Below are 18,631 nucleotides of genomic sequence, written 5' to 3'. Positions count from 1 at the left end.
CTTTTTGTTTTTAGCATTTGTCTAACATCCACTAAATGCTTTTTTCTTAAATTGCAGCTATGTCACATGTATGGAAAAGTATAGTAGCCGGAACCATTGCCCTCAGCTTGTTACAGTGTTTAACCCTGTCCGCTCAGGACACCGCCCGCTATAAAGGAATGACGGTAAACCTGGATGAAGTGATTGTAGCAGCAAAGCGTGTGGGCTTCGACGTTAATAGCTTTATTAAAAGGGTGGAAGATGACACCACCTTCTACCGCGCCTTTAAAAACCTCCACATCGTTGGCTTCGATGCCATCAACGATATCCAGGTACTTGGTAAGAATGCACAGGTACAAGCCTCCCTTTTTAATCAAACCCACCAGGAACTGAAAGGGAAATGCCGCACCATGCAGGTGTCCAACGAAAAAGTAACCGGCGACTTCTACACCCGTAAAGGAAATTATAACTACTACACTGCTGAATTATACGCTAACCTGTTCTTTACCAAAGGAACCGTATGCACGGACGAATCCGGGGAAGATCCCGACCGCTCCAGCGGTAGCCTCGCCCGGCACAAATCACAGCTGAAACAACTGATCTTCAATCCCGGTAAACCCATCCGAGGCGTTCCCATCGTAGGCCCCAAAGTAGCCATCTTCAACAGTGAAGTGATGCGCTTTTACGACTTCTCCATCAGCGCACAAAATTATGTGGATGGTACCCCCTGTTATGTGTTTACCGCCAAAACAAAGCCCAACCTGAACCGGATCGACCGGGCAGATGTAGTGATCGATGAACTGATTACTTGGTTCAATAAGGAAAACTTCGAGATCGTAGGCCGTAAATATGCCCTTTCCTATAAAACAATGCTGTTCGACTTTAATGTGAAAATGAATGTGCAGATGACAAAGTACAATGGCCTCCTCATCCCCGCACTGGTTACCTACAATGGTACCTGGAATGTGCCTTTCAAAAAACGGGAAACAGCTGTATTTGCGGCAAAATTCCTCAATTTCACAGGAGCTGCGGAGTAAATAGTATGTTTCTGGCAAGCTTATTATTGTTTTCCGGCTTTTCCTTTTTTCGGTTTGCCGGATGCTTTTGATATCTTATTGTATGCTACGCAGATGTTTATGTAATACTCAAATTCTTTTACGGACTTAAATCCCTCCGGGTTTATATAGCAATAACCTTTATATTCTTTCCCTTTCATCAACATGGTTTCATAACCATTTTTTTCTGCGAGTGCTTCCTGCAGTTCAGGATCGAAACGCAACATTAATTTGTCGCCGCTTACACAAACGCAGGTTTTCCCGTTAACCATAAAATTCAGCACACTAAACATTTCTTTTTCGGTGATTTCTGTGGAAACGATTTCCGCAAGATAAGCCCTGACCCTGTCTGCCAGTTTGCTGTTGTAAGCCATATTATTTTATGATAGATGATAAATAAAGTCACAGGCGACAGCAATCCATGTCCCGGATACTTTTGCGTCGCCTGTAAGTGCTTCGTATTATTTTCTTGAATGAATGCCGATAGTATTCCCTTCTGTGTCTGTCAGTATCGAAATAAATCCAAATTCCCCGATGGAAGTTTTAGGCTGAATGACCTTTCCATTGGCTTTTTCTACCCGGCTTTCTTCAGTAACACAATCTGCTGAAGCGAAATAAATGATGGTGTTATTTCCTTGCGCAGCCCTGTTTTCCTGCTCTACCAGCGCGCCGGAAATATTCAGGCCTTCATAGTCCGAAGGGAAAGCCGATTGTTTACCCCACTTCTCAGGAAGGTCTACAAGCTGAATATTGAAAACCGTTTCGTAGAATTTTTTTGCACGTGCCAGGTTGGATACATGGATGTCGAACCAACAAACGGGATTTACATTTTTCATATTTACTTATTTTAAGTTACAGTAGCAAAGTTGCAGGGAGCTGGAAACTTAAAATTGTAAAAATGCGACACGGCTAATCGATGCTGTCGAAGATCAGCGACATTTTCAGTTGATCGCCATAAAATTCTTTTGGTGTTATACCGGTAAACTCTTTAAAATCCTTGATAAAATGTGCCTGGTCGTAATACCTGCTTTCATAGGCTAAACCAGTAAGGGTAGTCACTTCCTGGGTAAGCAGTATTTTGAGTGTAGCCTGAAGTCTGATAGTTTTTGAAAGCTGTTTCGGACTTAATCCGATTGTTGAGGAGAACCGGCGTTCCAACTGCCTGCGGTTTACCTGGCTTTGCCTGGAAAGCTCACTCACAGAAAGTTGCCCGTTTGCTGTCAGCATAGTTTCCACGGTCGATTTTACGATGTAATCAACATGTGCTTTCTCCGTTAACAGGTTAAATAAAAAATGCTCAATAATATGGATTCTTTCTGAAGTGCTGTCGGCATTTAAAATTTGTTGTCCTGTTTCCTGTCCGTTTTTTCCAAACAGCTGTTCCAGGGGAATGGCGGTGTTTTCCATTTCTTTTATCGGGAGAGATGTAAACGGTAAAAAACCATCCGGATAAAAGCAAACGAAGAAAGTGCCTGTTTCTCCTGTGGGCGCCACCTCATAAGGTTGGGTTAACTGGCCTATTAAAAAACATTTAGGCAGCATAATACTGTTTCCATCACTGGTGTAATGTTGGTATTCATCCCCATAATGAAAAATCAATTTCATACAACCATCCGGAACAATCGTATTCCTGGCAGGTGTTTTTTCTTTTGGACTTTCCAGTGTCCAGTAACATTTGACAAACGCTGCTAAGTCAGGATCCGGTTCAAATATCTGATGTTTCATGGATGATCATTTGCGCACGGATTGAATGTAAAGTATTTTATCTTAATTCACCAGCGTGATCGTCCCCGTTTTATGCACAGGAAAACGGGTCAGTACTTCTTTATAATCTACTATCCATACATAAGTTGCCACATCCGCTAAAGTGCCATTGATACGGCCATTCCAGCCCACCTGCGGATCGGTGGTATAAAAGATCCGTTCCCCCCAGCGGTTGTAAATACTCATCACATAATCGTATATGGGACACCGGTAGACCGGCCGGAAATAATCATTCCGTCCATCGCCATTGGGTGTAAATGCAGTAGGGAAGTATAGCTGGCATTCGCAGTCGTGGTATTTTACTTCTATGGAATCCACGGATTTGCCACAGCTGTTGTACGCTACCATCGCATATATGCCTGGCCTTGTAACGGTATACATCGGGGTGCTGGTACTGTCCTGCCATTTGTAGATGCCGCCCTGGGCGCCGGTAGCGCGTAGCTGGAATACTTCATTTCTGCAGAGCAGGGTATCCGGACCCAGGTTTACACGCAGGGTATCTTCATAGCGCACAGAGATACTGTCGGTCGATTCACATCGTCCTATCTGCGCATGCACATAATAATAGCCGGGTTTGGTTACGTAATAGGTGGCCTGGTCCGAGCCGTCCTGCCACAGGTATTTCCCGTTCCCGAAATCGGCGGTCAGCACCAGGAAGTTGCCTTTACAGATTGCGGTATCATTGCCGAGGTTCAGTTTTTTCAGGCGGTTGTAATTAATGAAAATAGTATCTACTACACTGCAGGTATTATTGATTTCCACCAATGCCCAGAGGTTGGTGGTATTGCGGATGGTGACTGCCGGTGTAGTGGCGCCGGTACTCCATTCCCATTTGGTGGCTGTAGGAATATTGGGTGCGATGCGGATGGTTTCACCAGGGCAAAGCAGGGTATCCGGGCCCAGTGAAAACGGGTAAGCCGGGCCGGTAAAAGTAATGGTGATATCGTCTGATACGGTGGCACAACCTTTCGGAAATACATCTACATGATAAGTGCCGGAGGTGGTCACATTAAGATTAGGCTCTGTGCTGCCATCCTGCCAGAGGTAAGTACAGTTCTGCGCTGTGGCATCGAGCATAATATTTTCGCCGGTGCATAAAATGAGATCCTTTCCCAGGTTGATGGTAGGGATAGGAGTATAGAAGATATTCACCGAGTCGGGGTTCGGACAGCCATTTATTTTCACTTTGTAGGTACCCGAAGTATCCACAAGAATACTGGAATTGGTGGAGCTGTCCTGCCACAGGTAAGTGGCGCCGGGTATCACCGGGGCGCTCAGCGTCATAGTGCCGCCTTCGCAGAGGGTAATGTCCTGCGGCCCGAGATCGAAGAAAGGTACTGGTGTAACGATGGTGACGGGTTGTGTATTGGTATCCGGTACACCATTGCGCCAGGCAATGAGGGTAACGGTATAAGTGCCGATGCTGTTATAGATGTGATACGCCACTACATTTTTGGACGTGTCTTTCACGCCGGTGAGGGGATCTCCAAAGTACCATTTTACGGAATCAATGCCATTGGGATTGATGATCAGGAAATAGGAAGTATCATTCACACAGGTAGAGGATACGGCAAAAGGTGTTCGCTGGGCGCTGGCAGTGTTGCTGCACAGGCAGCATACCAGCAATACCGGTATCAGGAATAAAAAGCGATAGCAATCAGATATTTGGTCTCTCATGTATTGACATGGTAATTGCTGCTAAGATAACCTAAACATGTAGAATATTTGTAATAAAAAGAATGAATTTTATGATAAGAATTATTGGGGGGAAGTAACGGCGGATTTTGTCTTGCTGCGGGAGTAAGACAAAACCCGCGTTATCACTATATTTCCTCGTCTTTTAGTGGTCTTGCGGCGATATATCTTTTCCACTTTTCCAGTACGGAAGTAAAATCGGAAGGCAGGGCACTTTCAAAGTACATCTGTTCGCGGGTGCGGGGATGTATAAAGCCCAGTTGTTGCGCGTGCAGGGCATGGCGTGGCATAATAGTGAAACAGTTATCTACAAACTGTTTGTATTTGGTATAGACCGTTCCTTTCACGATGCGGTTACCACCGTAGGTTTCATCGTTGAAGAGAGAGTGGCCGATATGCTGCATGTGCACACGGATCTGGTGGGTGCGGCCGGTTTCCAGTCTGCATTCCACCATGGTTACATAGTTGAATCTCTCCAGTACCCGGTAGTGGGTAATGGCTTCTTTACCATATTCTCCATCCGGATAGGCGTCCATGATCTTGCGCAGGCGCTGGTGGCGGCCTACGTGGGCTACTACGGTGCCTTCGTCTTCTTCAAAATCACCCCATACCAGCGCAATGTAGCGGCGATGCACGGTGTGATCAAAGAATTGTTTGGCAAGGTCGTTCATCGCCTTATCGGATTTGGCGATCACGAGCAATCCGCTGGTATTTTTATCGATCCGGTGTACCAGCCCAAAGCGTGGGATTTCCGGTTCAGTAGCCTGGGTTTTATCGCCCAGGTACCAGGATAAACCGTTTACCAGCGTACCATCGCGGTTACCGCAGCCGGGGTGTACTACCAGGCCGGCGGGTTTGTCGATGATCATAATATCGTCGTCCTCGTATACAATATTCAGTGGAAGCTCCTGTGGGATGATATCGGTATTTTCCGGGTTCCGGTTGGAAAACACAACGATCCTGTCCAGTGGCCTGATCTTGTAATTGGATTTTACGGGTTTATCGTTCACCAATACCATTTCGCCATCCAGGGCTTGTTGTATCTTATTGCGGGTGGCGCCTTCTATCCGGTTGGTAAGGAATTTATCAATACGGATGGGTTCCTGACCTTTGTCTACCACCATATTAATTTTCTCATACAATTCCTCACTGCCATCACCGTTGTCCAGCTCATCTTCCAGTTCCAGCAATTCTTCAGCCATTAATATAATTTTTTGCAAAGGTAAAGTTTAGTTGGCAGTTTAGCAGCCCTTCGGTCAAATGTTCCGTATCACAGCGAATTGGCGTACCTTTGCGCAGCTGAAAAGACCAACATGATCATGGATAAAGGAAAGCAACAGATTGTAGTGAAAGACCTCGGCGTGATAGACTACCAGGCAGCCTGGGACTACCAGGAGCAGTTGTTGAAGGAAAATGTGCAGTTGAAGTCCAGGTCGGCCGATCAGGCCCCGAAGCCCACCACCAACTACCTGCTGTTTTGTGAACATCCGCCGGTATACACCATCGGTAAAAGCGGGCATATGGAAAACCTGCTGATTTCGGAACAGGAGCTGCAGGAGCGGGGTATTGGCTTTGTACCTACCAACCGGGGCGGTGATATTACTTTTCACGGACCGGGCCAGCTGGTCGGATATCCTATCATGGACCTGGAAAATTTCTTTACAGATATCGGTAAATACCTGCGTTGCCTGGAAGAGGTGATTATCCGCACGCTGGCGGAATATGGCGTTACTGGCGACCGCTCTGCCGGAGAAACCGGTGTATGGCTGGACCCGCACGATAAAACCAAAGCCCGTAAGATATGCGCCATGGGCGTACGTTGCAGCCGCTGGGTAACCATGCACGGTTTTGCCCTGAATGTAAATACCCTGATGGATTATTTCAATAACATTATCGCCTGCGGCATTGCAGATAAGAAAGTGGCTTCACTCGATACAGAGGTAGGACATACGGTAAACCTGGATGAGGTGAAAGCGAAGCTAAGCAGGCATTTCGGAGAAGTGTTTGAAGCGGAGATGGTTTCCTGATCCTGTAAACATAAAAAGCGAAGGCCCATATGGAACTCCATATGGGCCTTCGCTTTTTATGTTGCTTTACATTTTATAGTTCAATGGAATGAAGAGGTTCCATTTCTCTTTCAGTTTGCCTTCTTCAAATATTTCGAAGTTGAACCAGCCTGCATGCAGGAATATGGCCTTTTCCAGGATGAGAGAGGGGCCTTTGATCTGGTCTATATCAAACAGGAAGGTGCCATTGGCTTCGTAGAACTTCACCGAATATTTCTTTTGCAGGGCATCGGGTAATTTGATATTCACATTGCCATCGGCAGTGGTGTAGATATAGTTGGAAGGATGCCAGGATACTCTTTCCGGCTCCTTATTTTCCTGCTCCCGGCCTCTGAGTCCTTTCGCGGCGTCTTTGATATCCGCATACTGCAGTTTCATATCGGCCCGGATGGAGCTGTCGGACACGGCCAGTATGGTTTTACTGTACATGAAGCGGCCATTGGTGAAAAGGATGAACAGGCGGTAATAGTTGCTGCCTGGTAAAGGTTTATTATCGAGATAAGCGTTCCTGGTTTGTGTAGGGTAGCTGGCGTAGCCGATGGTATTAAAGTTCAGTACGCTGTCGAGCGACCGCTGAACGCCTATTTCTTTCACCTGTGTAAAACCGGAGATCCAGTCGAGCTGTATTTTACCGGTTTTAATGGAGGCGGTGAAATTGGGCAGTACAGGAGGGACAAACTCTTCTGACTGAGCTTTTCCTGTGAATGCGGTCAATAAAAAAATTCCAATAACAAAAGTTATACGCACAAACTGCTTCATACTGATTATTCCGTGAGCTCTTAAAGTTGGCAAAAATACACTACCGTTCAAATATAATGAACTGTTTTTAAAAGGATAGAACGCCGGGGGGGAGGGAAAGATTGCCCTGGAGGCCGCCGGTATGTATTAATAAAATCCTGCTGCCTGTCGGGAAATAGCCCTGCTGGGCCAGATGATGAAAGGCCATTACCAGTTTACCGGTATAAATAATATCTGTAGGGATGCCGGTTTCGGTATAAAAAGTATTGATAAAATCTATAAGTGCAGGTGTTTTCTTCGCATATCCTCCGAGGTGGTGATCGTGGAGTAGTTGCCATTGCGGCCTGTTTTCCTGCGGGAGATGTAAAAGCGAGGCGACTTCCTCCTCCAGGTATGCTGCGCCTTTCAGCACAGCTATGCCGGTGATGTGCTGGTGCGGGGCGGCGCTGTTGATGAGACCCGCCAGGGTGGTGCCGGTGCCTACCGCACAAAGGATGTGGGTATAGTGGGCCGTAGGGTGAATGGAAAGGATGTCTTCACAACCTTTGGCGCCCAGGGCGTTATGGCCGCCTTCCGGTACTACGTGGTAATCAGGAAATAATGCTTCATATGTTTTCCGGGTGATGTTGTTACGATAATCTTCCCGCGTGACGAATACCAGCCCCATTCCATTATCTTCCGCCGTTTGCAGCGTATGATTGAGATGACCGTCATGCTCCTGTCCCCGGATAATGCCCATACACGCCAGCCCGGCTTCTTTACAGGCAACGGCAGTAGCGGCAATATGGTTGGAATAGGCACCACCAAAAGTGAGGATACCATTACAATGATCGGCTGTCGCCGCTGCTATATTGTATTTCAGCTTAAACCATTTGTTCCCCGACACCTCCGGATGTATCTTGTCCAGCCGCAGCATAGCTGCCGATAGCTGTGCTGGCAGCCAGCTCGTCTGAAAAGTATCCAGTGTGATATTGTCGTATGAGAGCATGTGCATTCGGGTAAAAGACCGGGGAGATGAATGCCTGTTGCGGCTTTCATCTCCCCGAATATAATTAAAAACAGTATTTATTAATCATTGGTGAGGAAACCGCCCTGGCCCCTGTACAGTTTCACGGCCTTATCGAGTTTTACTTTCAGTACGGTTACATACTTATCCTGTACGTTTTCCGGTACATCGATGTAAACCAGGCCTGGTACCGGGCTCCAGGAAATTTTGCCTACAACTTTGTGGGTCAGCTGGCTGCCGTTACCCAAAACGGTGATGCTTTCAATTTTATTGGAAAGGCCTTTCACCATTACGGGGCCGCTGGTTCTGGCGGGCAGGAAGAGGTACAGGGTACTGGAATCTTTAGACATCGTGGTAGGTCCGTAGAAGTGGCCCTGTGGGATACCACCGATGGTATTGAAGATCCCTTCTCCGTTGCGTTGGTTCCAGGCGCCGAGTTCTTTCAGCATATGTACTTCTTCTTCGGGGATAGTACCATCGGCTTTGGGACCGATATCGAGCAGAAGGTTACCGCCGTTGGCAACTGCATCCACAAAAATGGTGATGATTTCGAAAGGTGTTTTCCAGTTGGTGTCCTGTGGCTGCCATCCCCAGTTGTTGTTGATGGTCATGCAGAGTTCCCACCAGTGGTACTTCGGACGGGACACCGGGAAATTCTGTTCCGGGGTTTCATAGTCGCCATAGCCTTGTAGGCGGCCATTGATAATGGTATTCGGGTTATGGGTGGTGAGCATTTTACGCATTTTAGGGGCTTCCCATTCTTCGGCAGAATGTTCCCAGTCGCCGTCGAACCACCACAGGTCCGGGTTAAACTTCGTCATCACTTCTTCCATCTGTCCTTCGTAGAACTTTAAGAAGCGCTGCCATTTTTCAGGATGAACCTTGATATCATAGCGGTTGCTGTCTTTCAGAAACTGCGGATAATCGTTGTGGCTCCAGTCGATCAGGGAAAAGTAGGCACCACATTTGATACTATCGCGCCGCAAAGCCGCGTAGAACGGAGTGAGCACATCTCTTTTAGCGGGTGTACTGTTAGCAACATCCAGTTTACTGTACTTGCTGTCCCACAGGGCCACGCCATCGTGGTGTTTGGTGGTCATTACCGCATAGCGGGCGCCGGATTCTTTGATGAGGTCGGCCCAGGCTTGCGGGTTGTAATTATTTGCAGTAAAGCCTTTGAGCTGCTGCATATAATCAGGGTAAGCTATTTTTTTGTTGTGGAAAGACCAGGACTCATCGATCCCGTTGACAGAATAAATGCCCCAATGGATAAAAATGCCCAGCTTGGCGTCGGCAAACCATTGCATCTTTTCTTTAATGTCTTCCGGATTGGTTTTCTGTTGTGCCTCAGCAGTACTCATAAGCTGCATGGCAAAGGCTCCCAGCACTAATAATCGCTTCATTGTTCGGTTTAATTAATCTTTAAAAAAGGCATTGTCCACAAAAAGAAAGTGTGAAAATAGTTTTAATGATTAAATTTAACGCCGATATTTTTAGGTAAATAGTTGACACTTATAAAACTAATATCAGAAAAATGCAACCGACTTTATTGATTTTGGCGGCCGGTATGGCCAGCCGCTACGGCAGTTTAAAGCAAATCCAGGAATTTGGCCCCAGCGGTGAAACTATCATTGACTACTCTATTCACGACGCTATCAGCGCCGGTTTTGGAAAAATAGTGTTCATCATCCGCGAGAATTTTGCAGCGGACTTCAAAGAAATCTTTGAACCGAAGCTCAAAGGCCGCGTGGCTGTTGATTATGTATACCAGGAAATGGATGCATTTTTAGGTGACCATCAGGTTCCTGCCGACAGGACCAAGCCATGGGGTACCGCACATGCAGTCCTTTGCGCAAAAAACGCTATCAATGAACCATTTGCGGTGATCAACGCGGATGACTTCTATGGTACCGACGCATTTGTAAAGATGGCTGACTTCCTGAAAAATGAATGCAGTCCAAATTTATACAGCGTGGTAGGTTATGAACTGGGCAAAACAATCAGTGAGCACGGTTCTGTATCCCGCGGTGTATGCGAAGTGAGTGGTGGCAATCTTGCTGCTATCAACGAAAGAACAAAGATCTATAAGGACAACGACCAGATCGTTTATGAAGAAGCAGATGGCAGCAAACATCCGTTATCTGCCGATACGCCGGTATCCATGAACTTCTGGGGCTTCCATCCGAGCGTATTTGAACTGAGCCAAAGCCTGTTCAATGAATTCCTGGATAAAAGCATCGACAATCCTAAGTCAGAGTTCTTTATTACGATTGTTGCCGATGAATTTACCCGCCGTAAAATTGGTGAGGTAAAAGTAATCCCAACCAGTGCAAAATGGTTTGGTGTTACTTACAAGGAAGATGCACCGGGTGTGCAGGCCAGCTTGTCGGCGCTGGTTGCGAATGGAGAATATCCAGACAATTTATGGAAATAAAACCCAACAACAGGATCCTTCAGGCTTTCGGACTTGAGCCTGAAGGATTAAATGTCCGAAAATTTGGATCAGGACACATCAACAACACTTTTTTGTTAGAAAAGAAGCAGGACGGCAGTAGGTACGTTTTACAAAAGATCAATGTAAACGTATTTAAGGAACCAGGAGTAATCGCCGCCAATCAGAGAATGGCAGCAGATTATCTGGCAGTTCATCATCCCGGCTATCTGTTTATTACGCCGATTCCCACGGTTAATGGGGAAGAGCTCTTTGTAATTGACAATGAATACTGGAGATTGATCCCTTTTATTGCGGATTCCGTAACGGTAGATCAGGCCGACAACCCAAAGCAGGCATATGAAGCAGCCAGACAGTTTGGCCGCCTTGCCAGTTACCTTTCGGGGATTGACCTGAAGCCGTTTAAAGCCTCTATTCCCAACTTTCACAACCTGACCCTACGGTACAGCGCTTTCCAGGAAGCCATCCGGACGGCAAAGGAAGACAGGAAAGCTGCAGCAGAAGAGATGATTGAAGATTTCCTCCGCTATTCTGACATCGCTGTAACGTATGAACAACTGAAAACAAATCCCGAATTCAGGGACCATCTGATGCACCACGATACCAAAATCAATAACGTATTGCTCAACAAGGATACTTATGAAGGTATATGTGTTTGCGACCTGGATACCCTGATGCCCGGAAAAATCATCTCGGATCTCGGCGACATGGTTCGTACCTATGTTTGCCCGGTATCAGAAGAAGAGAAAGATTTCAGCCAGATCGTTATCCGCGAAGAATACTACGAAGCCCTTATGCAGGGGTATCTCGCAGAGATTGGCGGTACTTTGACAAAAGTAGAAAAAGAACAACTGTTCTTTGCCGGGAAGTTCATGATCTACATGCAGGGGATACGATTCCTTACCGATTATCTGAACGGTGATGTCTATTATCCCATCAAGTATCCGACACACAACTATGACCGGGCAAAAAATCAGCTGGTTTTACTGCAAAGGCTCATGGAAAAAGAAACCGTACTGCAGGACATTATCGATAAGTGCCTGCACGTCAATGTAACAAGTGAACAGTAAATGAAATCATTTTTAGAACGTGAACAGTAAATGAAATGAAATCATTTAGCCCCGGTGCTTTCCGCACCGGGGCTTTTTTATACCCCAAAACGACCCGATCCGCGTCTTTTGTACACAAAATCAGTAGATTAATTTATAACGATAAAGCAGTTTGATTAGAAAACGCGCAACTATTGTCAAGTTTTTTTAAATATTTTCAAAAACCCTTAATGTGATTAATTTTTTACGAAATATTAGGTGAGTTGTTGTTTTTTATTTTTTTCACGAATACTTTTGTAGAGACACTAAAAGAAAACAAGCACCTCCATGTGGGTAAATAAAGACAACATAAAACTTAATCACATCGTACCTCAGCTCAATTGGGCTATCACGAAGGTCGTGATTATCGTCGTTGTCATTATTAGCCACCAATATGGAGGATAGGTAAACGTGCATATAATCACAAAATATAACGCCTTCCTCCGACAAGAGGGAGGCTTTTTTTTGGACTGTATATTCCTGGTATAATTTCAATTTTATGTATAGCTATTACAACGACAACACCTTTCTCTACATCAACGGTGAGTACACCAAAGCAAATGCTGCTACAACTGACCTGTATGGCCAGTCGCTCCACTACGGATATGCCGTTTTCGAAGGCATCCGCGCCTACAAAACTGCGAATGGCGAAGTGAAGATCTTTAAAGCAAAAGAACACTTCGACCGCCTGAAGCGCTCGTGTGAACTGATCCACATCCCCTACAAATTTGATAACGAAGAGCTGATCGCTGCCTGTTACAAAGTACTGGAGATGAATAACATGGAAGAAGCGTACATCCGACCGCTGGTTTTCTGTCCGCCGAATATGACGCTGAAAGCCGCTTCCGAATCACAAATCCTGATCTGCGCATGGGAATGGGGAGCTTACCTGGGAGAAAAACTGTTACGAGTTATGACTTCCTCCTACGAACGCCCAAATCCAAAAGCCTTTAAAATAGAATCCAAATCCGCTGGTCTTTATGTAAACTCCATACTGGCCTCACAGGAAGCAAAAGAAAAAGGTTACGATGAGGCACTCCTCCTGGATATGAATGGATACGTTGCAGAAGGACCAGGTGCTAACATCTTCTTCGAAAAAGACGGCAAAATCTACACTCCCCCAGCCGGTAACATCCTCCCAGGCATCACCCGCGCCACTGTTATCGAACTTTGCCAGGAACTGAATATCCCACTGGAAGAAAAATTATTCACCATCGCTGAATTAAAAGAAGCTGAAGCAGCCTTCTTCTGCGGTACCGCAGCAGAACTCATCGGCCTGGATTCACTGGATGGCCAGTCTTTCAGCAAACCATGGGCACAGTCGCTCGGTAAAACACTGCAGCAGGCCTATAAAGCGAAAGTGCTGGAAAAAGCATTTCAACGCGAAGCTCAGTTAGCTTAGCCGCTGACTGTTGGCTGTCAGCACACAAATGCTGACAGCCAACAGTTAAAATCCCTTGAAGGTTGTAAATCGAAAAACTTACAATCCACTACAGTAAAGGATTTGAAAGTTCAAAAGGCAGATTTGAAGACCGGTAAATTGGAAATTGTTGGTTTGAATATGCGCACGCTACCGGGTAATTTAGTGGAGAAGTTTTAAAATAGGGTAGCTATAAATACGGGTTATCCTCCCAATAACTAAAAGCAATGGAATTAAACAAATACAGCAAGACGATCACGCAAGACCCTACACAACCCGCTGCACAGGCTCAGTTGTACGGAATTGGTTTAACAGAAGAGGACCTGAAAAAAGCACAGGTGGGCATCGTCAGCATGGGCTACGATGGTAATACCTGCAATATGCACCTGAACGACCTGGCAAAAGATGTCAAAAAAGGCGTCTGGGCCAATGACCTGGTGGGACTGATTTTCAACACCATCGGCGTCAGCGATGGTATGAGCAATGGTACCCCCGGTATGCGTTACTCTCTCGTTAGCCGTGATCTGATTGCAGATTCCATTGAAACTGTTGCAGGAGCACAGTATTATGACGCCCTGATCACCGTTCCAGGCTGTGATAAAAACATGCCCGGTTCCCTGATGGCTATGGGACGCCTCAACCGCCCTTCCATCATGGTATACGGTGGAACCATTGCCCCTGGTAAATACAAAGGCCAGGACCTGAATATCATCTCTGCCTTCGAAGCACTGGGTCAGAAAATGGCCGGTAACCTCGATGAAGGCGACTTTAAAGGCATCGTACAGAACTCCTGCCCGGGTGCAGGTGCCTGTGGTGGTATGTATACTGCCAATACCATGTCTTCTGCTATCGAAGCACTCGGTATGAGCCTTCCTTACAGCTCATCCAACCCCGCATTGAGCCAGGAGAAAAAAGATGAATGTATCGCTGCCGGTCAGTACATCCGCCTGCTCCTTGAAAAAGATATTAAACCTTCTGACATCATGACGAAAGAGGCATTTGAAAATGCGCTCACCATCATCATGGCTTTGGGTGGCAGCACCAATGCAGTACTGCATTTTATCGCTATTGCGAAATCAGTAGGCATCTCTATCAGACTGGAAGATTTCCAGCGCATCAGCGACAAAACACCGCTGATCGCCGACCTGAAACCAAGTGGTAAATACCTGATGGAAGACCTGCACAACATCGGTGGCGTTCCATTAGTGATGAAATACCTCCTGAAAAAAGGTTATATCCATGGCCACTGCATGACCGTTACCGGTAAAACCATCGCAGAAAACCTGGAAGAAGTAGCAGACATCGACTTCAGCACACAGGATATCATTGTGCCGCTGGAAACACCGCTGAAACAAACCGCACATATCCAGATCCTTTACGGTAACCTCGCTACTGAAGGTTCCGTAGCCAAGATCACCGGTAAGGAAGGCGAACGTTTCAAAGGCCCTGCCCGTGTATTTGACGGCGAATTTGAACTGATTGCCGGTATCACTTCCGGTAAAGTACAGAAAGGCGACGTAGTAGTGATCCGCCAGGTAGGTCCGAAAGGCGCTCCCGGTATGCCTGAAATGCTGAAACCAACCAGCGCCATCATGGGTGTGGGATTGGGTAAAAGCGTGGCATTGATCACTGATGGCCGTTTCTCCGGAGGTACACACGGATTCGTGGTAGGTCATATCACACCGGAAGCCTTTGAAGGCGGAAACATCGCCCTGGTAAAAGACAACGACATTATCGAAATAGACGCAACGAAGAATTATATCAATGTAGAGATCAGTGATGAAGAGCTGGCCGCACGCCGGGCAGCATGGCAGCAACCTGCATTGAAAGTGACCAATGGAATCTTATTTAAGTACGCAAAACTTGTAAAAAATGCAACAGAAGGATGTGTTACCGATGAAGCCTGAGATAGCAGATAAGCAGTTAGCTGTAAAGCCTGTAATTACAGGTTCCGAAGCCGTGATCCGCTCCCTGATTGAAGAAGGGGTCGACACCATTTTCGGATATCCGGGTGGGGCGATCATGCCTATTTATGATGCCCTCTACGATTTTCAGGATCAGGTCCATCACATACTCGTCCGGCACGAACAGGGTGCCACGCATGCTGCACAAGGTTATGCACGCAGTTCCGGTAAGGTAGGAGTGGCCTTTGCTACTTCCGGTCCCGGCGCTACCAACCTGGTTACAGGTCTGGCAGATGCCTATATGGACAGTACCCCCATGGTGTGCATTACCGGCCAGGTAGCCGCCGCCCTGTTAGGTACTGATGCATTCCAGGAAACAGACGTGATCGGTATCACTATGCCTATCACCAAGTGGAATATCCAGGTAACCCGTCCGGAAGATATCCCGGGCGCTATGGCCAAAGCTTTTTACATTGCCCGTAGTGGCCGTCCGGGCCCTGTGCTGGTAGATATTACCAAGAATGCGCAGTTCGGGGAGTTTGAATATGAGTACAAGAAATGTGAATATATCCGCAGCTACCGCCCTATTCCTGAGTTAAGCCAGGAAGCTGTATCGGAAGCCGCTGCACTGATCAACAGTGCAAAGAAACCATTCATTCTTTGTGGTCATGGCGTACTGCTATCCGGTGCGGAAAAAGCATTGATTGCACTGGCGGAAAAAGCGCAGATTCCTATCGGATCTACCCTGCTGGGCCTCTCTGCCGTTCCGGTAGATCACCCGATGTACGTAGGTATGCTCGGTATGCACGGTAACTACGGTCCTAATATGCTCACCGGTGAAGCCGATGTGGTAATTGCTGTAGGTATGCGTTTCGATGATCGTGTAACCGGCGACGTAGGTACCTATGTGCCCAACGCGAAAGTAATCCACATCGAAATCGATGCAGCCGAAATCAACAAGATCGTAAAAGCAGATGTAGCTGTACACGCAGATGCAAAACCTGCACTGGAAGCGCTGATCCAACAGGTAAATCCTGCTGATCACACTGCCTGGCTGGAAGAATTCCGCGCAGCAGACAAGAAAGAATACGATAAAGTACAACATAGAGAACTGTATCCGCAGGAAGGTGAACTGAAAATGGCAGAAGTAATCCGCCTGATCTCAGAAAAAACCAAAGGTGAAGCAGTACTGGTAACAGATGTTGGTCAGCACCAGATGGTGGCTTCCCGCTACTATCGCTTCAAAAACCCAAATACCAATGTCACTTCCGGTGGTATGGGTACCATGGGCTTCTCGCTGCCAGCCGCAATGGGCGCCAAAATGGGTACGCCCGAAAAAGAGGTAGTCGCTATTATCGGCGATGGTTGCTTCCAGATGACCTTACAGGAACTGGCCACTATTCACCAGTCACAGATCGGTGTGAAAATAGTGATCCTGAACAACAACTTCCTGGGAATGGTTAGACAATGGCAGCAATTGTTCTTCGACAGGCGCTATTCTTCCACTGAAATGGTCAATCCCGACTTTGTACAGGTTGCCAAAGGATTTTATATCCCGGGCAAGAAAGTCACTGCAAGGGAAGATATCTCCGCAGCTATCGATGAAATGCTGGCACATCAGGGCGCTTACCTGCTCGAAGTAGTGGTGGAAAAAGAAGACAACGTATTCCCCATGGTGCCTGCAGGCGCACCTATTACCACTATCCGCCTGGAGTAGCAGGACCCGCAGCGATTCATATTGATCATTTGTAATTCACAACAGGTATATGCAAAAAGAATATACAGTAACGGTATATACGGAAGATCGTATAGGTATAACCAACCGTATCACGATTATATTTACCCGCAGGGGCATCAATATCACCAGCTTAACCACCGCTGAAACGGAAATTCCGGGCGTGTATAAATTCGTCATTACGGTGATGTCTACACGTGAAAAACTGGATAAGGTTGTTGGACAGATTGAGCGACTGATTGAAATACACCGTGCGTTTGTACATGAAGAAGATGAAGTAGTTTACCAGGAGCTGGCATTGTACAAAATATCAACACGTTCTTTACATACCGGTGATATCGAAAGACTGATACGTGAAAATAATGCACGTATCCTGACGATCACCGCAGAATATTTTGTCATCGAGAAAACAGGCCACCAGCAGGAGCTGACGGACTTTATCAAAAAACTGGAGCCATACGGCCTGATAGAGTATACCAAAAGCGGCCGCGTAGCCATTGTGAAATGGAGCCGTCGCTTCCATGAGCACCTGAAAGAGTTACACACACAGGACGCTGATATCAGCTGAAAAATTATAAATCATTATTCATTCAAATCACATCTCAGCTAATAGCTCACCGCTAGTAGCTAAAAGCTAAAAAAACAACACATGGCAACCATCAATTTTGGAGGGGTACTCGAACAAGTAGTAACCAGAGAAGAATTCCCTATGGAAAAAGCAAGGGAAGTGCTGAAGAACGAAGTGATTGCAGTTATTGGTTATGGCGTACAAGGTCCTGGCCAGGCACTGAACCTGAAAGACAATGGCTTTAATGTTATTGTAGGTCAACGTAAGAATTCCAAAACCTGGGATAAAGCAGTAGCTGATGGCTGGGTTCCTGGAGAAACTTTATTCGATATCGAAGAAGCAGCTCAGAAAGGTACTATTATTCAGTTCCTGCTGTCTGATGCAGGACAGATCACCCTGTGGCCTACTTTAAAACAACACCTGACACCTGGTAAAGCACTGTACTTCTCCCACGGTTTCGGTATCACGTATAAAGAACAAACCGGTATCATTCCTCCGGCTGATGTAGATGTAATCCTGGTAGCACCAAAAGGTTCCGGTACTTCCCTGCGTCGTCTGTTCCTGGCTGGTCAGGGTCTGAACTCCAGCTTCGCTATCTTCCAGGACGCTACCGGCCGCGCTAAAGAACGCGTTGTAGCACTGGGTATCGGCGTTGGTTCCGGCTACCTGTTCGAAACAGATTTCAAAAAAGAAGTATTCTCCGATCTGACTGGCGAACGTGGTTCCCTGATGGGTTGTATCCAGGGTATCTTCGCTGCTCAATACGAAACACTGCGTAAGAATGGTCACTCACCTTCTGAAGCATTCAACGAAACAGTGGAAGAACTGACACAATCCCTGATGCCACTGGTAGCAGAAAACGGTATGGACTGGATGTATGCTAACTGCTCTACTACTGCTCAGCGCGGTGCGCTCGACTGGTGGAAGAAGTTCAAAACTGCTACCCAGCCTGTATTTGATGAACTGTACGCCAGCGTTGCCGCAGGTAAAGAAGCTGCCCGTTCTATCGCTTCCAACAGCACCGCAGATTATCGCGAAAAACTGAACGAAGAACTGAAAGAACTGCGCGAAAGCGAAATGTGGCAGGCAGGTGCGGCTGTACGTAAGCTGCGTCCTAACAACGCGTAATAGCAATTATATATAAATTACAATGGCAAAGCA

The 18,631-nt window shown here is 46.6% G+C and carries 17 protein-coding genes; 9 read left to right on the top strand and 8 right to left on the bottom strand.

Translation table 11 applies throughout. The features are described from left to right. Positions 1-59: 59 nt before the first annotated feature. Positions 60-1,016, top strand: a complete 957-nt coding sequence (locus BMW79_RS30485) for a hypothetical protein (protein ID WP_089902477.1) — start codon at positions 60-62, stop codon at positions 1,014-1,016. A 23-nt stretch (positions 1,017-1,039) separates the two neighbouring features. On the opposite strand, the gene BMW79_RS30480 is transcribed toward BMW79_RS30485, so the two are convergent. The 5 genes from BMW79_RS30480 to BMW79_RS30460 form a co-directional block, all read right to left on the bottom strand. After that, positions 1,040-1,408 (bottom strand): TfoX/Sxy family protein, encoded by a 369-nt coding sequence (locus tag BMW79_RS30480; RefSeq protein WP_089902474.1) that lies wholly within the window; start codon positions 1,406-1,408, stop codon positions 1,040-1,042. A gap of 87 nt (positions 1,409-1,495) precedes the next feature. Further along, a complete protein-coding gene (locus BMW79_RS30475; RefSeq protein ID WP_089902471.1) occupies positions 1,496-1,870 on the bottom strand; it encodes a VOC family protein in 375 nt (124 codons plus the stop codon). A 73-nt stretch (positions 1,871-1,943) separates the two neighbouring features. After that, a complete protein-coding gene (locus tag BMW79_RS30470; protein ID WP_089902467.1) occupies positions 1,944-2,759 on the bottom strand; it encodes a helix-turn-helix domain-containing protein in 816 nt (271 codons plus the stop codon). 42 nt (positions 2,760-2,801) lie between these two features. After that, positions 2,802-4,475: a T9SS type B sorting domain-containing protein gene (locus BMW79_RS30465; RefSeq protein ID WP_089902464.1), complete on the bottom strand. Its 1,674-nt coding sequence runs from the start codon at positions 4,473-4,475 to the stop codon at positions 2,802-2,804. A 146-nt stretch (positions 4,476-4,621) separates the two neighbouring features. Further along, complete coding sequence (locus tag BMW79_RS30460; RefSeq protein ID WP_089902461.1) at positions 4,622-5,695, bottom strand: RluA family pseudouridine synthase; 1,074 nt, start codon at positions 5,693-5,695, stop codon at positions 4,622-4,624. A 111-nt stretch (positions 5,696-5,806) separates the two neighbouring features. Between BMW79_RS30460 and lipB the strand changes: the two genes are divergently transcribed. Then, a complete protein-coding gene (gene lipB, locus BMW79_RS30455) occupies positions 5,807-6,520 on the top strand; it encodes a lipoyl(octanoyl) transferase LipB (protein ID WP_245752745.1) in 714 nt (237 codons plus the stop codon). Between the two features lie 66 nt (positions 6,521-6,586). Here the strand turns inward: lipB and BMW79_RS30450 are convergent, their stop codons facing one another. The 3 genes from BMW79_RS30450 to BMW79_RS30440 form a co-directional block, all read right to left on the bottom strand. Beyond that, positions 6,587-7,273, bottom strand: a complete 687-nt coding sequence (locus BMW79_RS30450; RefSeq protein ID WP_143059303.1) for a hypothetical protein — start codon at positions 7,271-7,273, stop codon at positions 6,587-6,589. A gap of 112 nt (positions 7,274-7,385) precedes the next feature. Further along, positions 7,386-8,285: a 1-aminocyclopropane-1-carboxylate deaminase/D-cysteine desulfhydrase gene (locus tag BMW79_RS30445; RefSeq protein WP_218150481.1), complete on the bottom strand. Its 900-nt coding sequence runs from the start codon at positions 8,283-8,285 to the stop codon at positions 7,386-7,388. Between the two features lie 80 nt (positions 8,286-8,365). Beyond that, positions 8,366-9,706, bottom strand: a complete 1,341-nt coding sequence (locus BMW79_RS30440) for an alpha-L-fucosidase (RefSeq protein ID WP_089902455.1) — start codon at positions 9,704-9,706, stop codon at positions 8,366-8,368. A gap of 131 nt (positions 9,707-9,837) precedes the next feature. On the opposite strand from BMW79_RS30440, the gene BMW79_RS30435 reads away from it, so the two are divergent. The 7 genes from BMW79_RS30435 to ilvC all read left to right on the top strand — a co-directional run bounded on the left by BMW79_RS30435 (position 9,838) and on the right by ilvC (position 18,598). Next, positions 9,838-10,737 carry a sugar phosphate nucleotidyltransferase gene (locus tag BMW79_RS30435; RefSeq protein ID WP_089902452.1) on the top strand — a complete coding sequence of 300 codons (900 nt, stop codon included), beginning with the start codon at positions 9,838-9,840 and terminating at the stop codon, positions 10,735-10,737. Then, entirely contained in the window at positions 10,638-11,825 is a 1,188-nt protein-coding gene (locus BMW79_RS30430) for a phosphotransferase enzyme family protein (protein WP_089902449.1), read from the top strand. The genes BMW79_RS30435 and BMW79_RS30430 overlap by 100 nt, the downstream gene beginning before the upstream one ends. A 517-nt stretch (positions 11,826-12,342) precedes the next feature. Next, entirely contained in the window at positions 12,343-13,245 is a 903-nt protein-coding gene (locus BMW79_RS30425) for a branched-chain amino acid transaminase (protein ID WP_089902446.1), read from the top strand. A 245-nt stretch (positions 13,246-13,490) separates the two neighbouring features. Then, positions 13,491-15,170, top strand: coding sequence for a dihydroxy-acid dehydratase (gene ilvD / locus BMW79_RS30420; protein WP_089902443.1), 1,680 nt, complete (start codon positions 13,491-13,493; stop codon positions 15,168-15,170). After that, positions 15,136-16,884, top strand: coding sequence for a biosynthetic-type acetolactate synthase large subunit (gene ilvB, locus BMW79_RS30415; protein ID WP_245752743.1), 1,749 nt, complete (start codon positions 15,136-15,138; stop codon positions 16,882-16,884). The genes ilvD and ilvB overlap by 35 nt, the downstream gene beginning before the upstream one ends. A gap of 49 nt (positions 16,885-16,933) precedes the next feature. Further along, positions 16,934-17,470 carry an acetolactate synthase small subunit gene (gene ilvN / locus BMW79_RS30410; protein ID WP_089902440.1) on the top strand — a complete coding sequence of 179 codons (537 nt, stop codon included), beginning with the start codon at positions 16,934-16,936 and terminating at the stop codon, positions 17,468-17,470. Positions 17,471-17,551: 81 nt separating this feature from the next. Next, positions 17,552-18,598: a ketol-acid reductoisomerase gene (gene ilvC, locus BMW79_RS30405; RefSeq protein ID WP_089902437.1), complete on the top strand. Its 1,047-nt coding sequence runs from the start codon at positions 17,552-17,554 to the stop codon at positions 18,596-18,598. Positions 18,599-18,631: the final 33 nt, after the last annotated feature.

This window comes from Chitinophaga arvensicola (assembly GCF_900110835.1).
In the GTDB taxonomy this organism is placed as follows: domain Bacteria; phylum Bacteroidota; class Bacteroidia; order Chitinophagales; family Chitinophagaceae; genus Chitinophaga; species Chitinophaga arvensicola.
The sequence above is the reverse complement of the archived record's forward strand: the minus strand, read 5'-3'. Positions and strand labels throughout refer to the sequence as shown.

Excerpts from the sequence above, each read along its gene's own strand:
- BMW79_RS30485 (WP_089902477.1), top strand. The coding sequence starts at position 60 with ATGTCACATGTATGGAAAAGTATAGTAGCCGGAACCATTGCCCTCAGC.
- BMW79_RS30480 (WP_089902474.1), bottom strand. The coding sequence starts at position 1,408 with ATGGCTTACAACAGCAAACTGGCAGACAGGGTCAGGGCTTATCTTGCG.
- BMW79_RS30475 (WP_089902471.1), bottom strand. The coding sequence starts at position 1,870 with ATGAAAAATGTAAATCCCGTTTGTTGGTTCGACATCCATGTATCCAAC.
- BMW79_RS30470 (WP_089902467.1), bottom strand. The coding sequence starts at position 2,759 with ATGAAACATCAGATATTTGAACCGGATCCTGACTTAGCAGCGTTTGTC.
- BMW79_RS30465 (WP_089902464.1), bottom strand. The coding sequence starts at position 4,475 with ATGAGAGACCAAATATCTGATTGCTATCGCTTTTTATTCCTGATACCG.
- BMW79_RS30460 (WP_089902461.1), bottom strand. The coding sequence starts at position 5,695 with ATGGCTGAAGAATTGCTGGAACTGGAAGATGAGCTGGACAACGGTGAT.
- lipB (WP_245752745.1), top strand. The coding sequence starts at position 5,807 with ATGATCATGGATAAAGGAAAGCAACAGATTGTAGTGAAAGACCTCGGC.
- BMW79_RS30445 (WP_218150481.1), bottom strand. The coding sequence starts at position 8,285 with ATGCTCTCATACGACAATATCACACTGGATACTTTTCAGACGAGCTGG.
- BMW79_RS30440 (WP_089902455.1), bottom strand. The coding sequence starts at position 9,706 with ATGAAGCGATTATTAGTGCTGGGAGCCTTTGCCATGCAGCTTATGAGT.
- BMW79_RS30435 (WP_089902452.1), top strand. The coding sequence starts at position 9,838 with ATGCAACCGACTTTATTGATTTTGGCGGCCGGTATGGCCAGCCGCTAC.
- BMW79_RS30430 (WP_089902449.1), top strand. The coding sequence starts at position 10,638 with ATGGTTTGGTGTTACTTACAAGGAAGATGCACCGGGTGTGCAGGCCAG.
- BMW79_RS30425 (WP_089902446.1), top strand. The coding sequence starts at position 12,343 with ATGTATAGCTATTACAACGACAACACCTTTCTCTACATCAACGGTGAG.
- ilvD (WP_089902443.1), top strand. The coding sequence starts at position 13,491 with ATGGAATTAAACAAATACAGCAAGACGATCACGCAAGACCCTACACAA.
- ilvB (WP_245752743.1), top strand. The coding sequence starts at position 15,136 with ATGCAACAGAAGGATGTGTTACCGATGAAGCCTGAGATAGCAGATAAG.
- ilvN (WP_089902440.1), top strand. The coding sequence starts at position 16,934 with ATGCAAAAAGAATATACAGTAACGGTATATACGGAAGATCGTATAGGT.
- ilvC (WP_089902437.1), top strand. The coding sequence starts at position 17,552 with ATGGCAACCATCAATTTTGGAGGGGTACTCGAACAAGTAGTAACCAGA.